Origin of the sequence: Bacteroides sp. OM08-11 (assembly GCF_003438665.1) — a bacterium.
In the GTDB taxonomy this organism is placed as follows: Bacteria; Bacteroidota; Bacteroidia; order Bacteroidales; family Bacteroidaceae; genus Bacteroides; species Bacteroides cutis.
Map to the genome: position 1 here is coordinate 79,541 of NZ_QSTJ01000003.1, position 18,601 is coordinate 98,141.

Sequence of the window (18,601 nt, forward strand, 5' to 3'; positions counted from 1 at the left end):
TGAACAGTTTATTATGCCAGATTATAATCAATAGCATGTAGTTCCGCTACTCCTTTCGGTGCTGGAACCGAATTCCCATTGCAACTGAAGTTAACTTACATGACGATGGTGAGCTACGGACTGTTTGTCATGTCATGGTTTATGCCGGTCCGGCGTTCCGGTAATCTATCGGTGACATTCCCGCCCGGCGTTTGAAGAACTTACCAAAAGAGGACTGGTCGGCAAAGTTCAGGGCACTGGCTATTTCCTGCACGGACAGTTTGGAGCAGGTAAGCAGGTTGCGCGCTTCGCTGAAGAGCATTTCAAAGATAAAGTCACTGGCACTCTGTCCTGTGACGCGTTTCACTATTAACGTAAGGTAGTGGGGTGAGAGGTTGAGGCGTGACGCGTAGAAATCTACTTTATGTTCCCTGTGATAGTGCTGTACCAATAGTTCGATAAAAGAGCGGATAATTCCCTCTTGGCGGGTCAGGTTGACGTCGTCGTTTTGGATAACCTGCCGATCAATGATGTCGCTCAAGTCGAGATAGAAGGCGAATAGCGTATTTAGTATCACCTCCTTGTAGTGTCGGTGAGTGGTGTTGCCGATTGCCCGGTTGATGGTGGATAATCGTGTAGACAGAAGAGAGAAATCCGGATTGCTCATCATGAGTATGGGGTCGTTGTATAGCTTTACGCCATATCTGATTCGTTTGTAAATCATATCGGTAGAGTCCATTTCCTCCATAAAATCCTTGCTGACCATGAGGCAAAGACAGCTGAAATCGGGACTCCAGTTCTCGAAGTTGAACAGGTGCGAGGCTGAAAGGACAAGTATTGTATGGGTGGCAACCGGATGAGGCTTGTGGTTGATATTTGCACGGGATGTTCCAGATAAAACCAATATGCAGACGGATGCTTTGAAGAATACCGGAGAAGACAGATGTTGCCGGATACCGTTGGCGTCCAATTCAAAGCAGTTGATTTTCCTGCGCATGATTTCTGTATATCCCTGCACAAAGTCGTTAATACTTTTGATATGAACGGTACGCTTCATGATTCAATCCTTCCTTTTTATTCTTGTTTATTTCCGTGCAAAGGTACTCAAAAACTGCGAATTGGTACAAATAAAACCAATTTTGTGTAATTTGGAATTTCAAGGAATAAGGCCTTTTGTCGAACTTTGTCGCCGGTTTTCGTTACAATAAGAACATTATATAGGTATTGGTATGACTAAAACATTCAAAGTCCTATTCCTTTTTTTAGGAATGGGCAGTGACATTTGTATTTCGGCTCAAACCCCTTCGAACTGTGTTTTGAGTATAGAGAGGATGTTCGAACTGGCTGATAGGAACAGCCGTAGTATCCGGACTTTTGATTTGGCAGAACAGGAAGCCGCCCAAGCGATAAAGGTGGCGAAGAATGCCCTGCTCCCTTCGATTGACGTGTCACTTTCCGCCAGTTATCTGGGCGATGCCTGCATCATCGACCGTGACTTTTCCGGCGGCGTAAATGCCCCTATGCCGCACTTCGGGAATAACTTCGCTATCGAAGCCTCGCAAGTGCTGTATGCCGGCGGAGCTATCACGAGCAACATCACATTGGCAAAACTCCGCCAACAAGTAGCGCAGTTGGATAAGGACAAGAACCGGCAGGACATCCGCTTCCTCCTGGTGGGTAACTATCTGGAGCTGTACAAGCTGCGCAACCAGGCGGAAGTCTATCAGCAGAATATCGAACAGACCAGGCGCCTGCTGGCCGATATCACGGCAAAGGAACGGGAAGGTCTTGCCTTGAAGAACGATATCACCCGCTATGAATTGCAACTGAAGTCCCTGGAACTGGCGCTGACGCAGATTGAGAACAGCCGGATTATCATCAACAACCAGCTTGTCACCATTGTGGGGCTGCCGCAGGAGACGGTCATCGGCATTGACACCTGCCTCCTTGATAAACTTCCTCCCGTCTTCCCCGAAACGGAATGGCAGAATATGGCTGCCGACTGGCTCCCTGCCTTGAAGCAAGCGGAACTGGGCATCCGACAATCCCGGCAGGGCGAGAAACTGGCGAAGTCCGAACGTCTGCCGTCCGTCGCCTTGTTTGCCGCAAACCTGCTTGATGGTCCGATTACCATTGAAGTACCGCCCATCAACAAGAACTTGAATTATTGGTACCTCGGGGTAGGGGTGAAGTTCAATATCGCCTCCATCTATCAGTCCGGCAAGAACATCCGTAAGACGAAGATTGCCACACAGCGTGCCGTGGAGAGCAAAAATCTGCTGCAAGAGAACGTGCAGACCGATATCAAGGCTGCATATATCCGCTTCGGTGAAGCCTTCACCATTTACGACACACAGATAAAGAGCCTCGAACTGGCCAACCAGAATTATGATATCATCCGCAATCGCTATCTGCACGAACTGGCGCTGATTACGGATATGCTCGATGCCAGCAACTCCAAACTGAGCGCGGAGTTGCAGGTGGCGAACGCACGGATTAATATTCTGTTTAATTACTTCAAGTTGAAGAAGGCGGTGGGAAGTTTATGACCCCTCGGATCCCCTGAAGGGGGATACTCCAATAACAAAATATATTAAGTAACACTATCCCCCTTCCCCTTTAGGGGGTCTGGGGGGATGAAAAATAAATAGCAATGAAGCACAAGACTAAAAAGTTAATCTACAACATCGTAGTAATCCTCCTTATCCTGGCAGGTATCTGTTGGGTAAGTTCCCGTTTCATCCACCTGGGCAATGTGGAGTTCACCGACAACGCACAAGTGAAGCAACTCATCGTCCCCGTGAACTCCCGCGTACAGGGCTTTATCAAGGAAATCCGCTTTGCAGAGAACCAGACGGTGCGCAAGGGCGATACCCTGGCTCTGATAGAAGATACCGAATACCGCTTCCGTCTGGCGCAGGCAGAGGCGGACTATCAGAACGCCTTGTCCGGCAAGTCGGCGATGACGACCACGATAAACACTACGCAGAACAATATCTCCGTATCGGATGCCACCATCCAGGAAGCCCGTATCCGCATGGAGAATGCCGAGCGCGAGTACAACCGCTACAAGAACCTTTTTGAGCAGGAAGCCGTCACCCGACAGCAATACGACGGGGTGAAGACGAACTATGATGCGCTGAAAGCACGCTATGAAGTGCTGCTGCGCCAGAAGCAATCCACCACGCTCGTGAAGCAGGAGCAGACGCAGCGCCTCGACCAGACCGTAGCCGGCATACAACTTGCCGAGGCAGCCCTTGCCTTGGCGAAGCTGAACCTGTCCTATACCGTCATCCTCGCCCCTTGCGACGGAACCACCGGACGCAAGAACATCCAGGAAGGGCAGTTGATACAGCCCGGACAAACCATTGTCGATGTGGTCGATGCCAACGACCGTTGGATTATCGCCAACTACAAGGAGACGCAGACCGCGAATATCAAGGAAGGGAATCCGGTCGAGATAGAAGTCGATGCCATTCCCGGCGTAACCTTCCGTGGAGTGGTGAAGTCACTGTCGCGTGCCACGGGTGCCAGTTTCTCCCTGCTTCCGCAGGACAACTCCGCCGGAAACTTCGTGAAGATAGAACAGCGCATCCCCGTCCGCATCGAGTTTGCGCCGGACAATCGCCCCGAAGACATGAGCCGCCTCTGCGCCGGTATGAACGTAGAATGTGAAGTAAACTATTAATCCCATGCACGAAACAGGACCTTTTTCCATCCCCGCTATCCGCAGCTTCGTGCCGGAACGGTGGAAGCCGTGGATCATCATCTTCATGGTCATCATCTTCCAACTGTCCGGCGGCGTCTATATGGCGGCGGCGGGCGAGATGGTGGGCTCGCTGGCATTGATGCAGGAGGATATCATGATGGCGGGCTACGCCTCAATGGCTGGTATGGCGCTGACGTTTGCCGTCATGTTCCGGCTCAAGTTCCAGTTCACCTCGAAGGTAGCGTTTCTCACCTGCTGTACGGCGCTCATTGTCTGTAACCTGGTTTGCGTCCATACGGACTGCGTGCCCCTGCTCGTGGGAGTCAGCTTCATTTCGGGCTTCTTCCGCATGTGGGCCACCTTTGAATGCAACTCCACGATACAGCTCTGGCTCACCCCGAAGCGCGACCTTTCCATCTTCTTCTGCTTCATCTACCTGCTGGTGAACAGTTGCATACAGCTTTCGGGGCTTGCCACGATTTACGTCTCCTACTTCTCGAAGTGGGAGTATATGCATTGGTTCATCATCGGGCTGCTGGGCTTCGTGATGCTGCTTGTCATGCTGCTTTTCCGTAATATCCGCGTGCTGCGCCGCTTGCCGCTCTACGGTATCGACTGGCTGGGCGCGTTGCTGTGGGGACTGACGTTGCTATGTATCGTCTTTGTCTGTCTTTACGGCAACCATTACGACTGGTTCGAGTCCGACTGCATCCGCATGGCCACGCTTGCGGGACTGGCGATGCTGCTGCTCAACATCTGGCGGGCATCCTTCATCCGCCATCCGTTCATTGCGCTCCGGACATTCGGCTACCGCATGGTGTGGCTGCCCTTCCTTCTTTATATACTGATAGATTTCCTGCTGTCCCCCTCGCACCTGTTGGAACACATCTATCTGGAGGGTGTCTTGGGGTACGATTCGCTGAACACGGTTTCACTGAATTGGGCGGTACTGCTCGGTATCGTGACGGGGGCGCTGTTCACCTGGCGGACGTTCGCCTTGCGCAAGTGGAGCTATAAAGTGATGACGGTCATTGCTTTTTCCGCTATCGTGGGCTATCTGGCGATATTCTATTTCACTATCGACTACAATCTGCCCAAGTCGGCACTGGTGCTGCCCATCTTCCTGCGCGGCTTCGGCTATGTCATTATTGCGATTTGTTTCCTTACCGCCCTGTCCCGTGTGCCGTTCGAGCACTTCTTCCAGGCAGTAGGCGTGCAGGCGTTTGTCAGCGCAACCTTCGGTGGGGTACTGGGTGCGGCTGTGCTGACCGAACTGCTGAAGTTCACGCTGAAACGCAATGCCATGCTCCTCGGTGCAAACCTCGACCACGTCAATCCCCTTGCCTCGCGTCTTCCCTTCGGTCAACTGTACGGTACCGTGCAGCAACAGGCTCTCATGGTGTCGATGAAAGAGATATTCGGGTGGCTCACGCTGTTAGGATTATTCTGCCTGCTCCTGTTCCTGGTGAACGAAAGCAAGGTGCGTCCGCAGAATGCCATCCACCCCACCTATAAGGCGATACGCCGGCTGATGAAGCGCGAGGCTATTTCGTAATCCAACCGACGATTTCCTCGGACATCGGGTCGGTGGTAGAGCCGTAGGAAGCCACCCATTTCCCGTTTTCGTCAATCAGGAACTTATGGAAGTTCCATCCCACTTTGGCGTCCTCTACTCCATTCTCACTTTTCTGCGTGAGCCATTGGTACAAGGGCGCCACGTCTTTTCCCTTTACTGAAATCTTTGCCATCATGGGGAAGGTGACGCCATAGTTCGTGGTGCAGAATGCCTTGATTTCTTCATTGCTGCCCGGTTCCTGGTGCAGGAAGTTGTTGGCGGGGAAGCCGATGACTACGAAATTGTCTTTTCCGTAGGTTTTGTAAAGTTCTTCGAGCTTGGCATACTGTGGGGTGAAACCGCATTTGGAGGCAACGTTCACCACCAGAACCTTCTTTCCCTTGAACGTGGAGAGCGGCAGGTCTTTGCCGTCGATGGTTTTCACTGTGAAGTCATAGAAACTCTTTTGCTGGGCTTGGGCTGTTGTTACCATAATTGTAAGGATTAGGGTTATAAAAAAAGTTTTCATACCGATATTTGTTAGGTTTAGGATAGTAACAACGGGAGAGGGGGGAAAGTTGATGCGGGATGCGTTTCTTCTTATTCCTTCCACTTTCGGAACATCTGCGGCGTCATCCCCACATGCTTCTTGAAGAACTTGTTGAAGAACGCCGCATTATTGAACCCCAGGCTTAGCGCGATGTCCTTTACCGGAGCGTCGCAGGTGTACAGTTGCGTCTTGGCATCCATGATGAGGGCATTGTTGATAATCTCCATCGCCGTCTGTTCTGACTCTTTCTTCACCAGCCGGCACAGGGCGGCGGACTTGATATTCATCTCCCCGGCATAGAACGCCACTTGGTGCTGCTGCGGATAGAAGGCGTGCACCAACCGGATGAAGCGCCGGTATTGCTGGAAATGCCTGCTGCCGGGAACCTCCTTGATGGCGGCTTGTTCCGGACAGAGCTCGCAGGTTCCCTGTACAATCAGAGTGAGCAATGTCTGCAAGATGGGTTGGCTCAACAGATGCCCGGCTTGCCGGTAGAGATGTGCCAGAAGTGCGAACATTTCCTCATAGAGCGGAAAGGTAATCTTGGACAGCGGGAGCACATAGTACTTGCCGAGGAGGTGGAACTTGTCAATCATCTCCTTGCCCATCCTGGTTTCCTGGATGAGCTTCTGGGAGAAAACCACAATCTGTAGTTGCAGGTCTTCCGAGGCGGATAGGTACTGGATGAATGTTTAGGGAGGATTCGCTTTGTGCCGTCCTGTCCGAGATAGCCAAGGCGCAGGAAATGAATATGCGGGAAGGAGTGAAGATGCTTCTGGAACTGCCGGAGCGGGACATCTCGATATATACGGACCCGGCACGCCTGGGGCAAGTGGTTAATAACTTGATAAACACTGCTGTGAAGTTCACCCAGAAAGGCTCTATCTCCTTGGGATGCAACCTGCTGGATGATGGAAAGGTGGAAATCTACGTGAGGGACACAGGAACGGGCATGTCCGGAGAAGTACTCTCCCATATTTTTGAACGCTTCTTTAAAGGAGATGCTTTTGTACAGGGCACAGGCTTGGGGCTTGCCATTTGCCGCACCATCGTCGAACGTTTCCACAGAAAGATAAACGCGGTTTCCAAGGAAGGCGAGGGGAGTTGCTTCACCATAACTTTGCCGTTACAGACTGTTTGAGATGAGAATAGGTTATATCCGGAAAGGGATTTTCCGGATATAACCTCATTCGTTTACCAGATAGAAACACGTTTTTCTACCGGTACAAACATCGGATCACTCTCTGTAATATTGAAAGCTTCGTACCATGCACCGATTTGTGGCAAAGCACCATCTACGCGCCACTTACCCAATGAATGCACATCACTCTTGGTACGGTTCAATACTTCTTCAGGGCGGATATTGTTGCCCCATACACCTGCATAAGCCAGGAAGAAGCGTTGCTCAGGAGTGAAACCGTCCATTACGGGAAGCGGATTGGCTGCTGTAGCTTTCTTGAATGCCTGGAAAGAAACCTGCAAGCCACCATGGTCGGCGATATTCTCACCCAAAGTCATGCGTCCATTACCATATACATCCGGAGCTACTTCAATGCTGTCGAATACATTCACCATGACCTGTGCACGTTCGTCGAAACGTTTGGAGTCTTCGGCAGTCCACCAATCTTTCAGGTTACCGTCCTTGTCGTATTGGCGACCTTGATCGTCGAAACCGTGAGTCATCTCATGGCCGATTACCACGCCGATAGCACCATAGTTGAAAGCATCATCCGCATTCATATCGAAGAACGGATATTGCAGGATGCCGGCAGGGAAACAGATTTCATTAGTGGTCGGGTTGTAATAAGCGTTTACGGTTTGCGGAGTCATCAACCATTCGTCTTTATCCACCGGTTTACCGGCTTTAGCTATCATTTCGGCATGATTCCACTCGTTGGCACGTTCCATGTTTGCCCAGTAAGAATCATCCTTGATTTCCAAAGTAGAATAATCTTTCCACTTGTCGGGATACCCGATTTTTACATGGAAAGTGGCCAACTTTTCTAAAGCTTTTACCTTTGTAGAGTCACCCATCCATTCAAGGTTTTGGATACGTTCTCCCAAACTTTCCTGCAAGTTCTTTACTAAAGTCACCATACGCTCTTTGGCAGCAGCGGGGAAGTATTTTTCTACATACATCTGACCTACCGCTTCACCCAGGGCAGAGCTTACGGTACTTACCGCTCTCTTCCAACGAGGTTGCATTTCCTGTGTACCACTCATGGTACGGCTGTAAAAGTCAAAGTTTTGCTCAGCCATGGCGTCGTTCAATGCACTTGCGGCAGAATCAATCAACTTCCATTGCAGATAGAGACTTTGTTGCTCGATGGGCAGGGTATCCAGAATTTCGGCAGCGGCTTTCAGGGAGGCAGGCTGGCCTATGATGATTTCTTCCACATCCTTCAAGCCCAAAGCAGACAGATAAGCGTCCCAATCGAAAGTCGGATAATTCTTCTTCAATTCTTCGAAGGTCATCTTATTGTAGTTGGCATGCGGGTTACGCAATTCCGTTCGAGAACGGAAAGCTTTGGCAAGACGGGTTTCCACATCCATCACTATCTCCATACCTTTCTTGGCGGTCGCTTCATCAAAGCCTGCCAGTTGGTACATCTTTTGTACATGGTTACGGAAAGCATCACGGATTTTAGCGGTCGTTTCATCGTTTTCCAGGTAATATTCACGCTCGCCCATGCTCAAGCCTGTCTGATAGGACTGTACAGCATTCATGCTACTATTCATCTCATCGGCACCTACATATATCACATTGTAGGCAACGATACCCTTTTTCTGCATTTCGCCCAGCAATGCATAAAGTTCTTTTTTGTCTTTCAAGGCAGCCAACTGGTCGAGTTCCGGTTGGATAGGAGTCACACCGTCCTTGTTCAGTTTCACGCTATCCATCACAATTTTGTACAGGTCACCTATTTTCTGTGCCACACTACCGCTTTCGTGCTGAGTGGCAGCTAATTCTTCGATAAGTCCCTGAATTTGCTTACGGTTATTTTCCGCAAGGATGGTGAATGAACCATACTGTGAGTACTCGGCAGGTATCGGATTATTCTTCATCCAACCGCCACAAGCGTACTGGTAGAAGTCTGTTCCCGGCAGAGCCGTTGTGTCAAGATTGGCAAGTTGGATACCGGCTGTAAGTTCGGCTTGCTTCTTGCCTGTGTTGCAAGCTCCTGCCATCAGGCAGAATGCTGCGATAGGTAAAAAATGAAATGCTCTCATACTTATAAAATTTACCCCTTCGTTCCTCTAAGGGCACGAAGAATAGTTAGTAATTCGTTTTATGGGAATACTCCTCTTGCTTCTCTAAGAGAGTCGAGGGGTATTCTCTAATTCACTGGAAGCTGCGTCCCATTCCTCCATTACACGGTCCAGTTGGTCTTTCAGCTTCTGGTGTTGTTCATAAAGCGTTCTATCCGAAGCACCTTCCGGTGTAGCCATTTTCGTTTCAAGGATGGCGATGGCCGCTTCGGTCTGTTCTATCTCCGCTTCACAGTCCGCCACACGGCGTTCCAGTTTCTTAAGTTTTTTGTTGAGTTCCTTTTGTTCCTCATAAGAGAGTTTTGCAGCAGATGGTTGCGTTGTTTCCGTTTCGGAACTATTGCCCGATGCCGCTTTCCCACCGGAAGGTGAAGTGGACAGTGAAGGAGATTTCTGTAACTCATTCAAGTTCTCTATCTGCTTCTTTTGCAGGAAATCATAGATACCACCGAGATGCTCTTTTACTAATCCTCCACCAAATTCATACACTTTAGTCGCAAGACCGTCCAGAAAATCACGGTCGTGGCTGACAATTATCACCGTACCGTCAAAATCACGGATGGCTTCCTTCAACACATCTTTGGAACGCATATCCAAATGATTGGTCGGTTCGTCGAGAATAAGGAAGTTCACCGGTTCCAGCAACAACTTTATCATGGCAAGACGGGTACGCTCTCCACCGGAGAGCACTTTTACCTTCTTGTCCGAAACTTCACCGCCAAACATGAAAGCACCGAGGATATCACGGATTTTGAGGCGGATATCCCCTACCGCCACACGGTCAATCGTATCGAATACGGTCAGATTTTCATCCAGTAGTTGCGCCTGATTTTGGGCGAAATATCCGATCTGTACATTATGTCCCAATGTGAGTTTTCCGGTATAGTCCGTAACTTCGTCCATGATACACTTCACGAGTGTGGACTTTCCCTCACCGTTCTTTCCGACAAAGGCAATCTTTTCGCCCCGGTTAATTGTGAGGTTGACATCGTGGAAGATGACATGTTCCCCGTATGCCTTGCCCACATCCTCGCAGATAACGGGATAATTGCCACTGCGGCTACTGCAAACAAATTTCAATCGTAAAGAAGAGTTATCTTCCTCGTCCACTTCGATACGTTCTATTTTTTCGAGTTGTTTGATGCGGCTCTGTACCTGTACCGCCTTGGTGGCTTTGTAACGGAAACGTTCAATGAAATCTTCGGTATCCTGTATCTGTTTCTGCTGATTTTCGTAAGCGCGGAGCTGCTGTTCGCGGCGTTCTTTACGGAGCTTTACAAACTCGTCGTACTTTACCTTATAATCATAGATACGTCCACAGGTAATCTCAATGGTACGAGTGGTGACGTTGTTCAGGAAAGCACGGTCATGGCTGACGAGTACCACTGCGTTGGCACGGGTAGAAAGGAAATTCTCCAACCACTGGATGCTTTCTATGTCGAGGTGGTTTGTAGGCTCATCGAGTAATAATACATCCGGGCGACGGAGCAACAATTTGGCAAGCTCGATACGCATGCGCCATCCACCGGAAAATTCGCTTGTGGCACGGTTAAAGTCTTCCCGACTGAAACCCAGTCCTTGGAGAGTACGTTCTATCTCTGCATGATAGTTTGTACCGCCCATCATCAAGAAACGTTCATTCTCGTGGGTGAAGCGGTCGATCAGTTTCTGATAATCTTCGCTGTCATAGTCGGTACGTTCGGCGAGTTGTTGATTCATACGCTCTATGTCGGCTTGCATCTCAAAAATATGCTCAAAGGCAAGTTCTGCCTCCTGCATCACAGTACGCTCGTCGCTGAGTATCATCACCTGGGGTAAATATCCGATGGTACATTCGCGGGGAACGGCAACAACGCCGGAAGTGGGCTGTTGGATGCCTGCCAATATCTTGAGCATGGTAGACTTGCCGGCACCATTCTTGCCGACGAGAGCTATACGGTCTTTCTTATTTATAACGTATGAAACGTCTTCGAATAGAGGGGTGGCATTAAATTCTACTTTCAGTCCTTCTACAGATATCATGGTGTCAATGAATTTAGCGTTCAGGATTGCAAAGGTAGTGATTTTCGGCGTTATACAACACTTGATGTTTACATAATTACATCAAATATAAGATACAATCGCTTGTTACCTTGTTTCTCCAGTGAGTTATTTCCGTTCCCTTTAAAGGAAACCGTCGTTCCCATATAGAGAAACTGTCGTTCCCATATAGAGAAACGGCAATTTCTATTAAGGGAAACTACCGTTTCTATAGGAGGAAACGATCGTTCCCTACCTATGGAAACTTTACGACGTTGATAATTAAATGGTTGCCACTCTATATCGATACTTGTATTTACTGTTTTGAATAGTGTTGTGATACTACATTCAATCCCAGTATTTATGTTCTACGTTGCGAAGGCATATAAAAAAGGTAACCTTTTTTGTTTCTTCTCCTTGAAATCGTGTACTTTTGCAGTTGAGTAATGAACATTTAATGAATATCCGAGGAATGAACAGACCCGAAAAGCGAGTATTGGTTGGCATGAGTGGCGGTATAGACAGTACTGCTACTTGCTTGATGCTGAAAGAACAAGGCTATGAGATAGTAGGACTCACCATGTGGGTATGGGGAGACGAGCCGGTGGAGGCGCGTCAACTTGCCGGAAATATGGGGATTGAACACTACGTGGCTGATGAAAGGGAAGAATTCCGGAAAGTGATTGTTCAGAATTTTATTGATGAATATAGGCAGGGGAGAACACCGAACCCTTGTGTGATGTGCAATCCTTTGTTTAAATTCCGTATCCTGACGGAATGGGCGGATAAGCTGGACTGCAGATATATCGCTACCGGACATTATACCCGTCTGGAAATACGGAATGGCAAGATTTATATTCTTGCCGGAGACGATGATAAAAAGGATCAGTCTTATTTCCTGTGGAGATTGGAACAGGATGTATTGAAACGTTGTATATTTCCGCTGGGGGCTTACACAAAATTGCAGGTACGTGAGTATCTCCGCGAGAAGGGTTATGTACTGAAAGCGGAAGAAGGCGAGAGTATGGAAGTTTGCTTTATTAAAGGAGATTATCGTGATTTTCTGAAGATGTATTCTCCTGAAATGGATAAGGAAGTGGGTCCGGGATGGTTTGTTAATGCCGAAGGGGTGAAATTGGGCGAACATAAGGGCTTCCCTTATTATACTGTCGGACAACGGAAGGGGCTGGAGATTGCGCTTGGTAAACCGGCATACGTATTGAAGATTAATCCGCAGAAGAATACCGTTATGTTAGGGGATGCAGAGCAGTTGAAGACGGAGTATATGTTGGCGGAACAGGAAAAGCTGACAGATGAAGCGGAAGTATTTGAGAGCCGGGATTTGACGGTGAGAATACGTTATCGCAGCAAACCTATTCCGTGCACAGTGAAACGCCTGGAAGATGGACGGTTGTTGGTGCATTTTCTAGAGGAAGCGTCTGCTATTGCTCCGGGGCAGTCTGCTGTGTTTTATATAGGCAGAAGGGTAGTGGGAGGTTCGTTTATTGCTTCCCAAAGGGGTATTGGAATGTATCTTTAAAATATAATTTAAACATAAAGATAACGAAACAGATGATGAAGAATTTAATTGCTGTTGCGATCTTTGCTTTACTTGCGACAGGCGCATCGGCACAACAAGACTCTTTGAAATATCGTATCAGCTTGAAAGATAAAGCTGTCACTACCTATTCGCTGGAACATCCGGAGGCATTTCTTTCGGAAAAGGCGATAACCCGTCGTCAGAAACAACATTTGGCGATAGATTCTACCGATCTTCCGGTGTGTCGCCAATATATTGATGAAATACGTCGGCAGGGAGTGAATATTGTGGTTACGGGAAAATGGGAGAACTTTGTAACGGTATCCTGCAATGACTCTACATTGATAGACCGTATTGCCGCATTACCTTTTGTCCTCACTACTGAAAAGGTATGGACAGCTCCGAAAGCCGGTCTTCCGACCATGGCAACTATGCGTGACTCGGTAATAAATATACCGAAAATACATCCCGATAGTATATATGGTCCGGCTATCGAACAGATAAAATTGAGTAATGGTGACAAGTTACATGCAGCCGGATTTAAGGGCCAAGGCATGACGATTGCTGTTATTGATGCCGGTTTTCACAATACGGATAAGATAACGGCTATGCAGAATATCTGTATATTGGGTGTGAAAGACTTTGTTAATCCTCAAGCAGATATTTTTGCGGAAAGTAGTCACGGCATGATGGTGCTTTCCTGTATCGGAATGAACCAACCGGATGTGATGACAGGTACGGCTCCGGAAGCATCTTTCTGGTTGCTTCGTAGTGAAGACGAATATACGGAACATCTGGTGGAGCAGGATTATTGGGCGGCGGCTGTGGAATTTGCAGACAGTGTGGGAGCTGATGTACTGAATACTTCTTTGGGATATTATACTTTTGATGACAAGTCGAAAGATTATAAATACCGCGATTTGGATGGGCGCCATGCATTGATGTCTCGTCAGGCTTCCCGTATTGCAGATAAAGGGATGATACTGGTGTGCAGTGCGGGTAATTCGGGCATGGGGTCTTGGAAGAAGATTACCCCTCCGGGGGATGCCGATAATGTGTTGACGGTAGGTGCTGTTAATAAGAATGCGCTTCTTGCTCCCTTCTCATCTATCGGTAATACAGCGGATAACCGGATAAAACCCGATGTGGTGGCCGTTGGTGAAGGTTCCGACGTGATGCGTACGGATGGAACTCAAGGAAAGGCGAACGGGACTTCATTTTCTTCACCTATTATGTGCGGAATGGTGACTTGTCTGTGGCAAGCACGTCCTGAACTTACGGCCAAAGAGGTGATTGAACTGGTACGCCGGTCGGGCGACCGGGCTGATTTTCCGGATAATATTTATGGATACGGGATACCGGATATGTGGAAGGCATATAATAGTAATAAATGACAGAAGCAATCTCTTTATATGATTTGAATGCCTTAGTGCGCCGCAGCATAGAGCAGTGCCTGCCCGACGAATTCTGGGTACAGGCAGAGTTAAGTGATGTGCGTACTAACAGTACGGGGCATTGTTATTTGGAATTCATTCAGAAAGATCCTCGTAGTAACAACCTGATAGCAAAAGCGCGCGGTACGATCTGGGCGAATGTGTATCGTCTGCTGAAGCCCTATTTTGAAGAGGCTACGGGACAAGCCTTTGTCTCGGGTATCAAAGTATTGGTACAAGTGACGGTTAGTTTCCATGAACTTTACGGATATAGTCTTACGGTACAGGATATTGACCCTACTTATACATTGGGTGATATGGCAAAGCGTCGCAGGGAGATATTGAAACAGTTGGAGGAAGAAGGGGTGCTGACGCTGAATAAGGAGTTGGATATGCCTCGTTTACCCCAACGTATCGCTATCATCTCTTCACCTACTGCAGCTGGGTATGGCGACTTTTGTCATCAATTGCAAAACAATTCACGGAGATTTTATTTCTATACAGAGTTGTTTCCTGCTTTGATGCAGGGTGACCGGGTAGAAGACTCCGTATTGGCAGCTCTCGACAAAGTGAATGTCCGTTTGCCGGAATTTGATGTAGTGGTTATCATCCGGGGAGGGGGAGCCACATCCGACCTTTCGGGTTTTGATACTTATCTGCTTGCTGCTGCCTGTGCACAATTTCCTCTACCTATCATTACCGGTATAGGGCATGAACGGGATGACACTGTACTTGATTCTGTGGCGCATACTCGTGTTAAAACTCCTACCGCTGCCGCCGAGTATTTGATCGACTGCATGAACGCCGCTGCCGACGGACTGGAGTTACTTGCAGGCCGTTTGCAGGAAAGTGTCCGGAACTTGCTGTCGCAGGAACATCGTAAACTTGTAAATTATAAGAACCGTATACCCTCTGTTGCCTATCGGCAGATATCCGGTGCGAAACTCACCTTGCTCACGACGAAGAAAGATATTTCACAAGCCGTGTTCTCCTCTTTATCCCGTCATCGTCATCGTTTGGAGTTGCTACATCAGCGGATTGCCGATGCTGCACCGGAGAAGCAGCTGGCTCGCGGTTACAGTATCACTTTGAAAGATGGGAAAATAGTGAAAGATGCTTCTTGGTTGAACGAAGGGGATGAGATAACCACCCGTCTTTATCAAGGTGAACTAACTTCAATCGTAAATCGTAAATTATAAATATTCCTATGCCGGTTACAAAGAAAAAAGAGACTTATTCCCAAGCCATGGAGCGTTTGGAGAAGATTGTCAATCAAATAGACAACAATGAGTTGGAGATTGACATACTTGCGGAAAAGATAAAAGAAGCGAATGAGATTATTGCGTTTTGCAGTGATAAATTGACTAAAGCCGACCGTGAAATTGAAAAATTACTGTCGGAGAAGCAAGAATGTGAAGAATAAAAGCTATTTTTGTTGCAAATTGTACGTAATGAAGTAACTAATACTTTGAGATATGAAAGAACTTGATTGGGCTAATCTGCCATTCGGATATATGAAGACAGATTACAATGTGAGAATTTATAATCGTAATGGACAGTGGGGGGAATTGGAAGTTTGCAGTGAGGAAACTATTCCGATGCACATGGCAGCCACTTGTTTGCATTATGGTCAAGAGGCATTTGAAGGTTTGAAGGCTTTCCGTGGAAAAGACGGTAAGGTGCGTATCTTCCGTCTGGAAGAGAATGCGGCACGTTTGCAGTCTACTTGTCGCGGTATCCTGATGGCTGAACTTCCTACCGAACGTTTCAGAGAGGCTATTTTGAAGGTGGTTAAGTTGAACGAACGTTTTATTCCGCCATACGAATCTGGTGCATCCTTATATATCCGTCCATTACTGGTGGGTACCGGTGCTCAAGTAGGTGTACATCCTGCCAGTGAGTATCTGTTTGTAGTATTTGTGACTCCGGTGGGTCCTTACTTTAAAGGTGGCTTTTCAACTAATCCGTATGTTATCATCCGCGAATATGATCGTGCGGCACCATTGGGTACAGGTATTTATAAGGTAGGTGGTAACTATGCTGCCAGTCTGCGTGCCAACAAGAAAGCACATGATTTGGGTTATGCTTGTGAGTTTTATCTGGATGCTAAGGAAAAGAAATATATTGATGAATGTGGTGCAGCCAATTTCTTCGGTATCAAGGATAATACCTATATTACTCCAAAATCTACTTCTATCTTACCGTCTATCACCAATAAGAGTTTGATGCAGTTGGCAGAAGATATGGGTATGAAAGTTGAACGTCGTCCGGTTCCAGAAGAGGAGTTGTTGACATTTGAAGAAGCCGGTGCTTGTGGTACGGCAGCTGTAATCAGCCCGATTGAACGTATTGATGATGTGGAAAATGGTAAGTCTTACGTTATTGCTAAGGATGGTAAGCCGGGACCTGTCTGCACGAAACTATATAACAAATTGCGTGCTATTCAGTACGGTGATGAGCCTGATACACACGGTTGGGTGACTATCGTAGAATAATAATCAGCAGTTTATACTTTAGTTAGGCACGGATTGTGCGGAAAACACGGATTATATTCTGTGAAATCCGTGTAATCCGTGCCTAAATGTAGTTGCTTTATATTTCAACGTATATAGATGGGAAAAAATAAATTAGAGAAGTTTGCCGATATGGCAGGTTATCCGCACGTTTTTGAATATCCGTATTCTGTAGTGGATGATGTGCCGTTTGAGATGAAGGGAAACTGGAATAAGCAGTTCTTCAAAAATGACAATCCGATTGTATTGGAGCTTGGTTGCGGTCGTGGAGAATATACTGTAGGTTTGGGGCGTATGTTCCCGGATAAGAATTTTATCGGTGTAGATATTAAAGGTGCCCGTATGTGGACAGGAGCCACGGAGTCTTTGGAAGCGGGTATGAAGAATGTCGCTTTCTTGCGTACGAATATTGAAATCATTGATCGCTTTTTTGCATCCGGTGAGGTCAGCGAAATATGGCTTACTTTTTCTGATCCGCAAATGAAGAAGGCTACCAAGCGGCTCACTTCGACTTATTTTATGGAGCGATACCGTAGATTTCTGAAAGATAACGGTTTGGTTCATCTGAAAACAGATAGTAATTTTATGTTTACTTATACCAGGCACATGATTGAAAAAAATCAGTTACCGTTGGAGTTCATTACCGATGATCTTTATCATTCTGATTTGGTGGACGATATTCTTGGTATCCGCACTTATTACGAACAACAATGGTTGGATCGTGGTTTGAATATTAAGTATATCAAGTTCATGCTGCCACAATCAGGAAATTTGCAGGAACCTGATGTGGAAATAGAATTAGATGAGTATCGCAGTTATAACCGTAGTAAACGTAGCGGGTTGAAAACCAGCAAATAGAACTAATTTAAATCGTAAATTATTAAATTGTAAATAAATATCATGACATTATATCCGAAATTAATTCTTGATGCACTGGCAACGGTGCGTTATCCCGGTAACGGAAGAAATCTCGTTGAAGCGGAGATGGTTGCTGATAATATGCGTATTGATGGAATGAAAGTCAGTTTCTCACTGACATTCGAGAAGCCGACTGATCCGTTTATGAAGTCTATGATAAAGGCTGCTGAGACGGCTATACATACTTATGTCTCTCCAGAAGTAGAAGTAGAAATTACTACGGAAAGCCGTCAGGCTGCACGCCCTGAGGTGGGTAAGTTATTGCCGCAGGTGAAGAATGTAATTGCTGTGTCTTCTGGTAAAGGTGGAGTGGGAAAATCTACTGTGGCTGCCAACCTGGCTGTGTCGTTGGCAAAGTTGGGTTATAAAGTGGGATTGCTTGATGCCGATATTTTTGGCCCTTCCGTACCGAAAATGTTTCAGGTGGAAGATGCCAAACCATATGCTGAAAATGTTGGCGGTCGTGATCTTATTGTCCCAATTGAGAAATATGGTATTAAATTGCTGTCCATCGGCTTTTTTGTAAATCCGGAACAAGCTACCCTGTGGCGTGGCGGCATGGCGAGTAATGCTCTGAAGCAGTTGGTTGGTGATGCGGATTGGGGAGAACTGGATTACTTTATTTTGGATACGCCTCCGGGTACCAGTGATATTCATCTTACTTTATTGCAAACTCTTGCCATAACCGGGGCTGTCATTGTGAGTACTCCACAACAAGTTGCTTTGGCAGATGCACGTAAGGGTGTGGATATGTATACCAATGATAAAGTGAATGTTCCTATACTTGGTTTAGTAGAAAATATGGCTTGGTTTACACCGGCTGAATTGCCTGAAAATAAATATTATCTTTTTGGAAAGGAAGGATGTAAACAATTGGCGGAAAATTTGAATGTGCCTTTATTAGGACAGATACCTATTGTTCAAAGTATTTGTGAAGGAGGAGATAAAGGTACTCCTGTTGCACTTGATGAGAATACTGTGACAGGACGTGCTTTCTTGCAATTGGCTGCTGCAGTGGTTCGTCAAGTAGATCGCCGTAATATAGAAATGGCTCCTACACGGATTGTAGAAGTGCATAAATAATAGGATGATATGGATAAAGTGATAGGATGGTA

Annotated in this window: 16 protein-coding genes; 11 read left to right on the forward strand and 5 right to left on the reverse strand. The window is 47.1% G+C overall.

The annotated features are described in order from the left end of the window. Positions 1–139: 139 nt before the first annotated feature. Positions 140–1,036 carry an AraC family transcriptional regulator gene (locus DXC10_RS06940; RefSeq protein WP_101543594.1) on the reverse strand — a complete coding sequence of 299 codons (897 nt, stop codon included), beginning with the start codon at positions 1,034–1,036 and terminating at the stop codon, positions 140–142. Positions 1,037–1,208: 172 nt separating this feature from the next. Between DXC10_RS06940 and DXC10_RS06945 the strand changes: the two genes are divergently transcribed. The 3 genes from DXC10_RS06945 to DXC10_RS06955 all read left to right on the forward strand — a co-directional run bounded on the left by DXC10_RS06945 (position 1,209) and on the right by DXC10_RS06955 (position 5,243). After that, entirely contained in the window at positions 1,209–2,528 is a 1,320-nt protein-coding gene (locus tag DXC10_RS06945; RefSeq protein ID WP_117737569.1) for a TolC family protein, read from the forward strand. A 104-nt stretch (positions 2,529–2,632) separates the two neighbouring features. Continuing rightward, positions 2,633–3,667 carry an HlyD family secretion protein gene (locus DXC10_RS06950; protein ID WP_101543600.1) on the forward strand — a complete coding sequence of 345 codons (1,035 nt, stop codon included), beginning with the start codon at positions 2,633–2,635 and terminating at the stop codon, positions 3,665–3,667. 4 nt (positions 3,668–3,671) lie between these two features. Next, positions 3,672–5,243, forward strand: a complete 1,572-nt coding sequence (locus tag DXC10_RS06955) for a hypothetical protein (protein ID WP_117737570.1) — start codon at positions 3,672–3,674, stop codon at positions 5,241–5,243. Here the strand turns inward: DXC10_RS06955 and DXC10_RS06960 are convergent. Beyond that, positions 5,233–5,772, reverse strand: coding sequence for a glutathione peroxidase (locus DXC10_RS06960; protein ID WP_117737571.1), 540 nt, complete (start codon positions 5,770–5,772; stop codon positions 5,233–5,235). The genes DXC10_RS06955 and DXC10_RS06960 overlap by 11 nt on opposite strands. Positions 5,773–5,843: 71 nt before the next feature. Next, positions 5,844–6,401, reverse strand: coding sequence for an AraC family transcriptional regulator (locus DXC10_RS06965; protein WP_117737572.1), 558 nt, complete (start codon positions 6,399–6,401; stop codon positions 5,844–5,846). 80 nt (positions 6,402–6,481) lie between these two features. Here DXC10_RS06965 and DXC10_RS06970 point away from each other — a divergent pair, with 80 nt between their 5' ends. Then, positions 6,482–6,934: a HAMP domain-containing sensor histidine kinase gene (locus DXC10_RS06970; RefSeq protein WP_117737573.1), complete on the forward strand. Its 453-nt coding sequence runs from the start codon at positions 6,482–6,484 to the stop codon at positions 6,932–6,934. Between the two features lie 53 nt (positions 6,935–6,987). Here DXC10_RS06970 and DXC10_RS06975 read toward each other — a convergent pair whose 3' ends face one another. Together DXC10_RS06975 and DXC10_RS06980 are read right to left on the reverse strand one after the other, a co-directional pair. After that, on the reverse strand, positions 6,988–9,024 hold the full coding sequence (locus DXC10_RS06975; RefSeq protein ID WP_117737574.1) for a M13 family metallopeptidase: 2,037 nt from the start codon (positions 9,022–9,024) through the stop codon (positions 6,988–6,990). 84 nt (positions 9,025–9,108) lie between these two features. Then, complete coding sequence (locus DXC10_RS06980; RefSeq protein WP_117737575.1) at positions 9,109–11,085, reverse strand: ABC-F family ATP-binding cassette domain-containing protein; 1,977 nt, start codon at positions 11,083–11,085, stop codon at positions 9,109–9,111. Between the two features lie 454 nt (positions 11,086–11,539). Here DXC10_RS06980 and mnmA point away from each other — a divergent pair, with 454 nt between their 5' ends. The 7 genes from mnmA to DXC10_RS07015 all read left to right on the forward strand — a co-directional run bounded on the left by mnmA (position 11,540) and on the right by DXC10_RS07015 (position 18,569). Continuing rightward, positions 11,540–12,622 carry a tRNA 2-thiouridine(34) synthase MnmA gene (mnmA, locus tag DXC10_RS06985; protein WP_117737576.1) on the forward strand — a complete coding sequence of 361 codons (1,083 nt, stop codon included), beginning with the start codon at positions 11,540–11,542 and terminating at the stop codon, positions 12,620–12,622. A gap of 35 nt (positions 12,623–12,657) precedes the next feature. Further along, positions 12,658–14,016, forward strand: coding sequence for a S8 family serine peptidase (locus tag DXC10_RS06990; RefSeq protein ID WP_117737672.1), 1,359 nt, complete (start codon positions 12,658–12,660; stop codon positions 14,014–14,016). Beyond that, positions 14,013–15,254 (forward strand): exodeoxyribonuclease VII large subunit, encoded by a 1,242-nt coding sequence (gene xseA / locus DXC10_RS06995; protein ID WP_117737577.1) that lies wholly within the window; start codon positions 14,013–14,015, stop codon positions 15,252–15,254. The genes DXC10_RS06990 and xseA overlap by 4 nt, the downstream gene beginning before the upstream one ends. 8 nt (positions 15,255–15,262) lie before the next feature. Further along, positions 15,263–15,478: an exodeoxyribonuclease VII small subunit gene (xseB, locus tag DXC10_RS07000; RefSeq protein WP_101543619.1), complete on the forward strand. Its 216-nt coding sequence runs from the start codon at positions 15,263–15,265 to the stop codon at positions 15,476–15,478. Between the two features lie 52 nt (positions 15,479–15,530). After that, on the forward strand, positions 15,531–16,550 hold the full coding sequence (locus DXC10_RS07005) for a branched-chain amino acid aminotransferase (RefSeq protein ID WP_101543621.1): 1,020 nt from the start codon (positions 15,531–15,533) through the stop codon (positions 16,548–16,550). A gap of 117 nt (positions 16,551–16,667) precedes the next feature. Continuing rightward, complete coding sequence (gene trmB / locus DXC10_RS07010) at positions 16,668–17,426, forward strand: tRNA (guanosine(46)-N7)-methyltransferase TrmB (protein ID WP_101543623.1); 759 nt, start codon at positions 16,668–16,670, stop codon at positions 17,424–17,426. Between the two features lie 42 nt (positions 17,427–17,468). Next, positions 17,469–18,569, forward strand: coding sequence for an Mrp/NBP35 family ATP-binding protein (locus DXC10_RS07015; protein ID WP_101543625.1), 1,101 nt, complete (start codon positions 17,469–17,471; stop codon positions 18,567–18,569). Positions 18,570–18,601 lie beyond the last annotated feature (32 nt).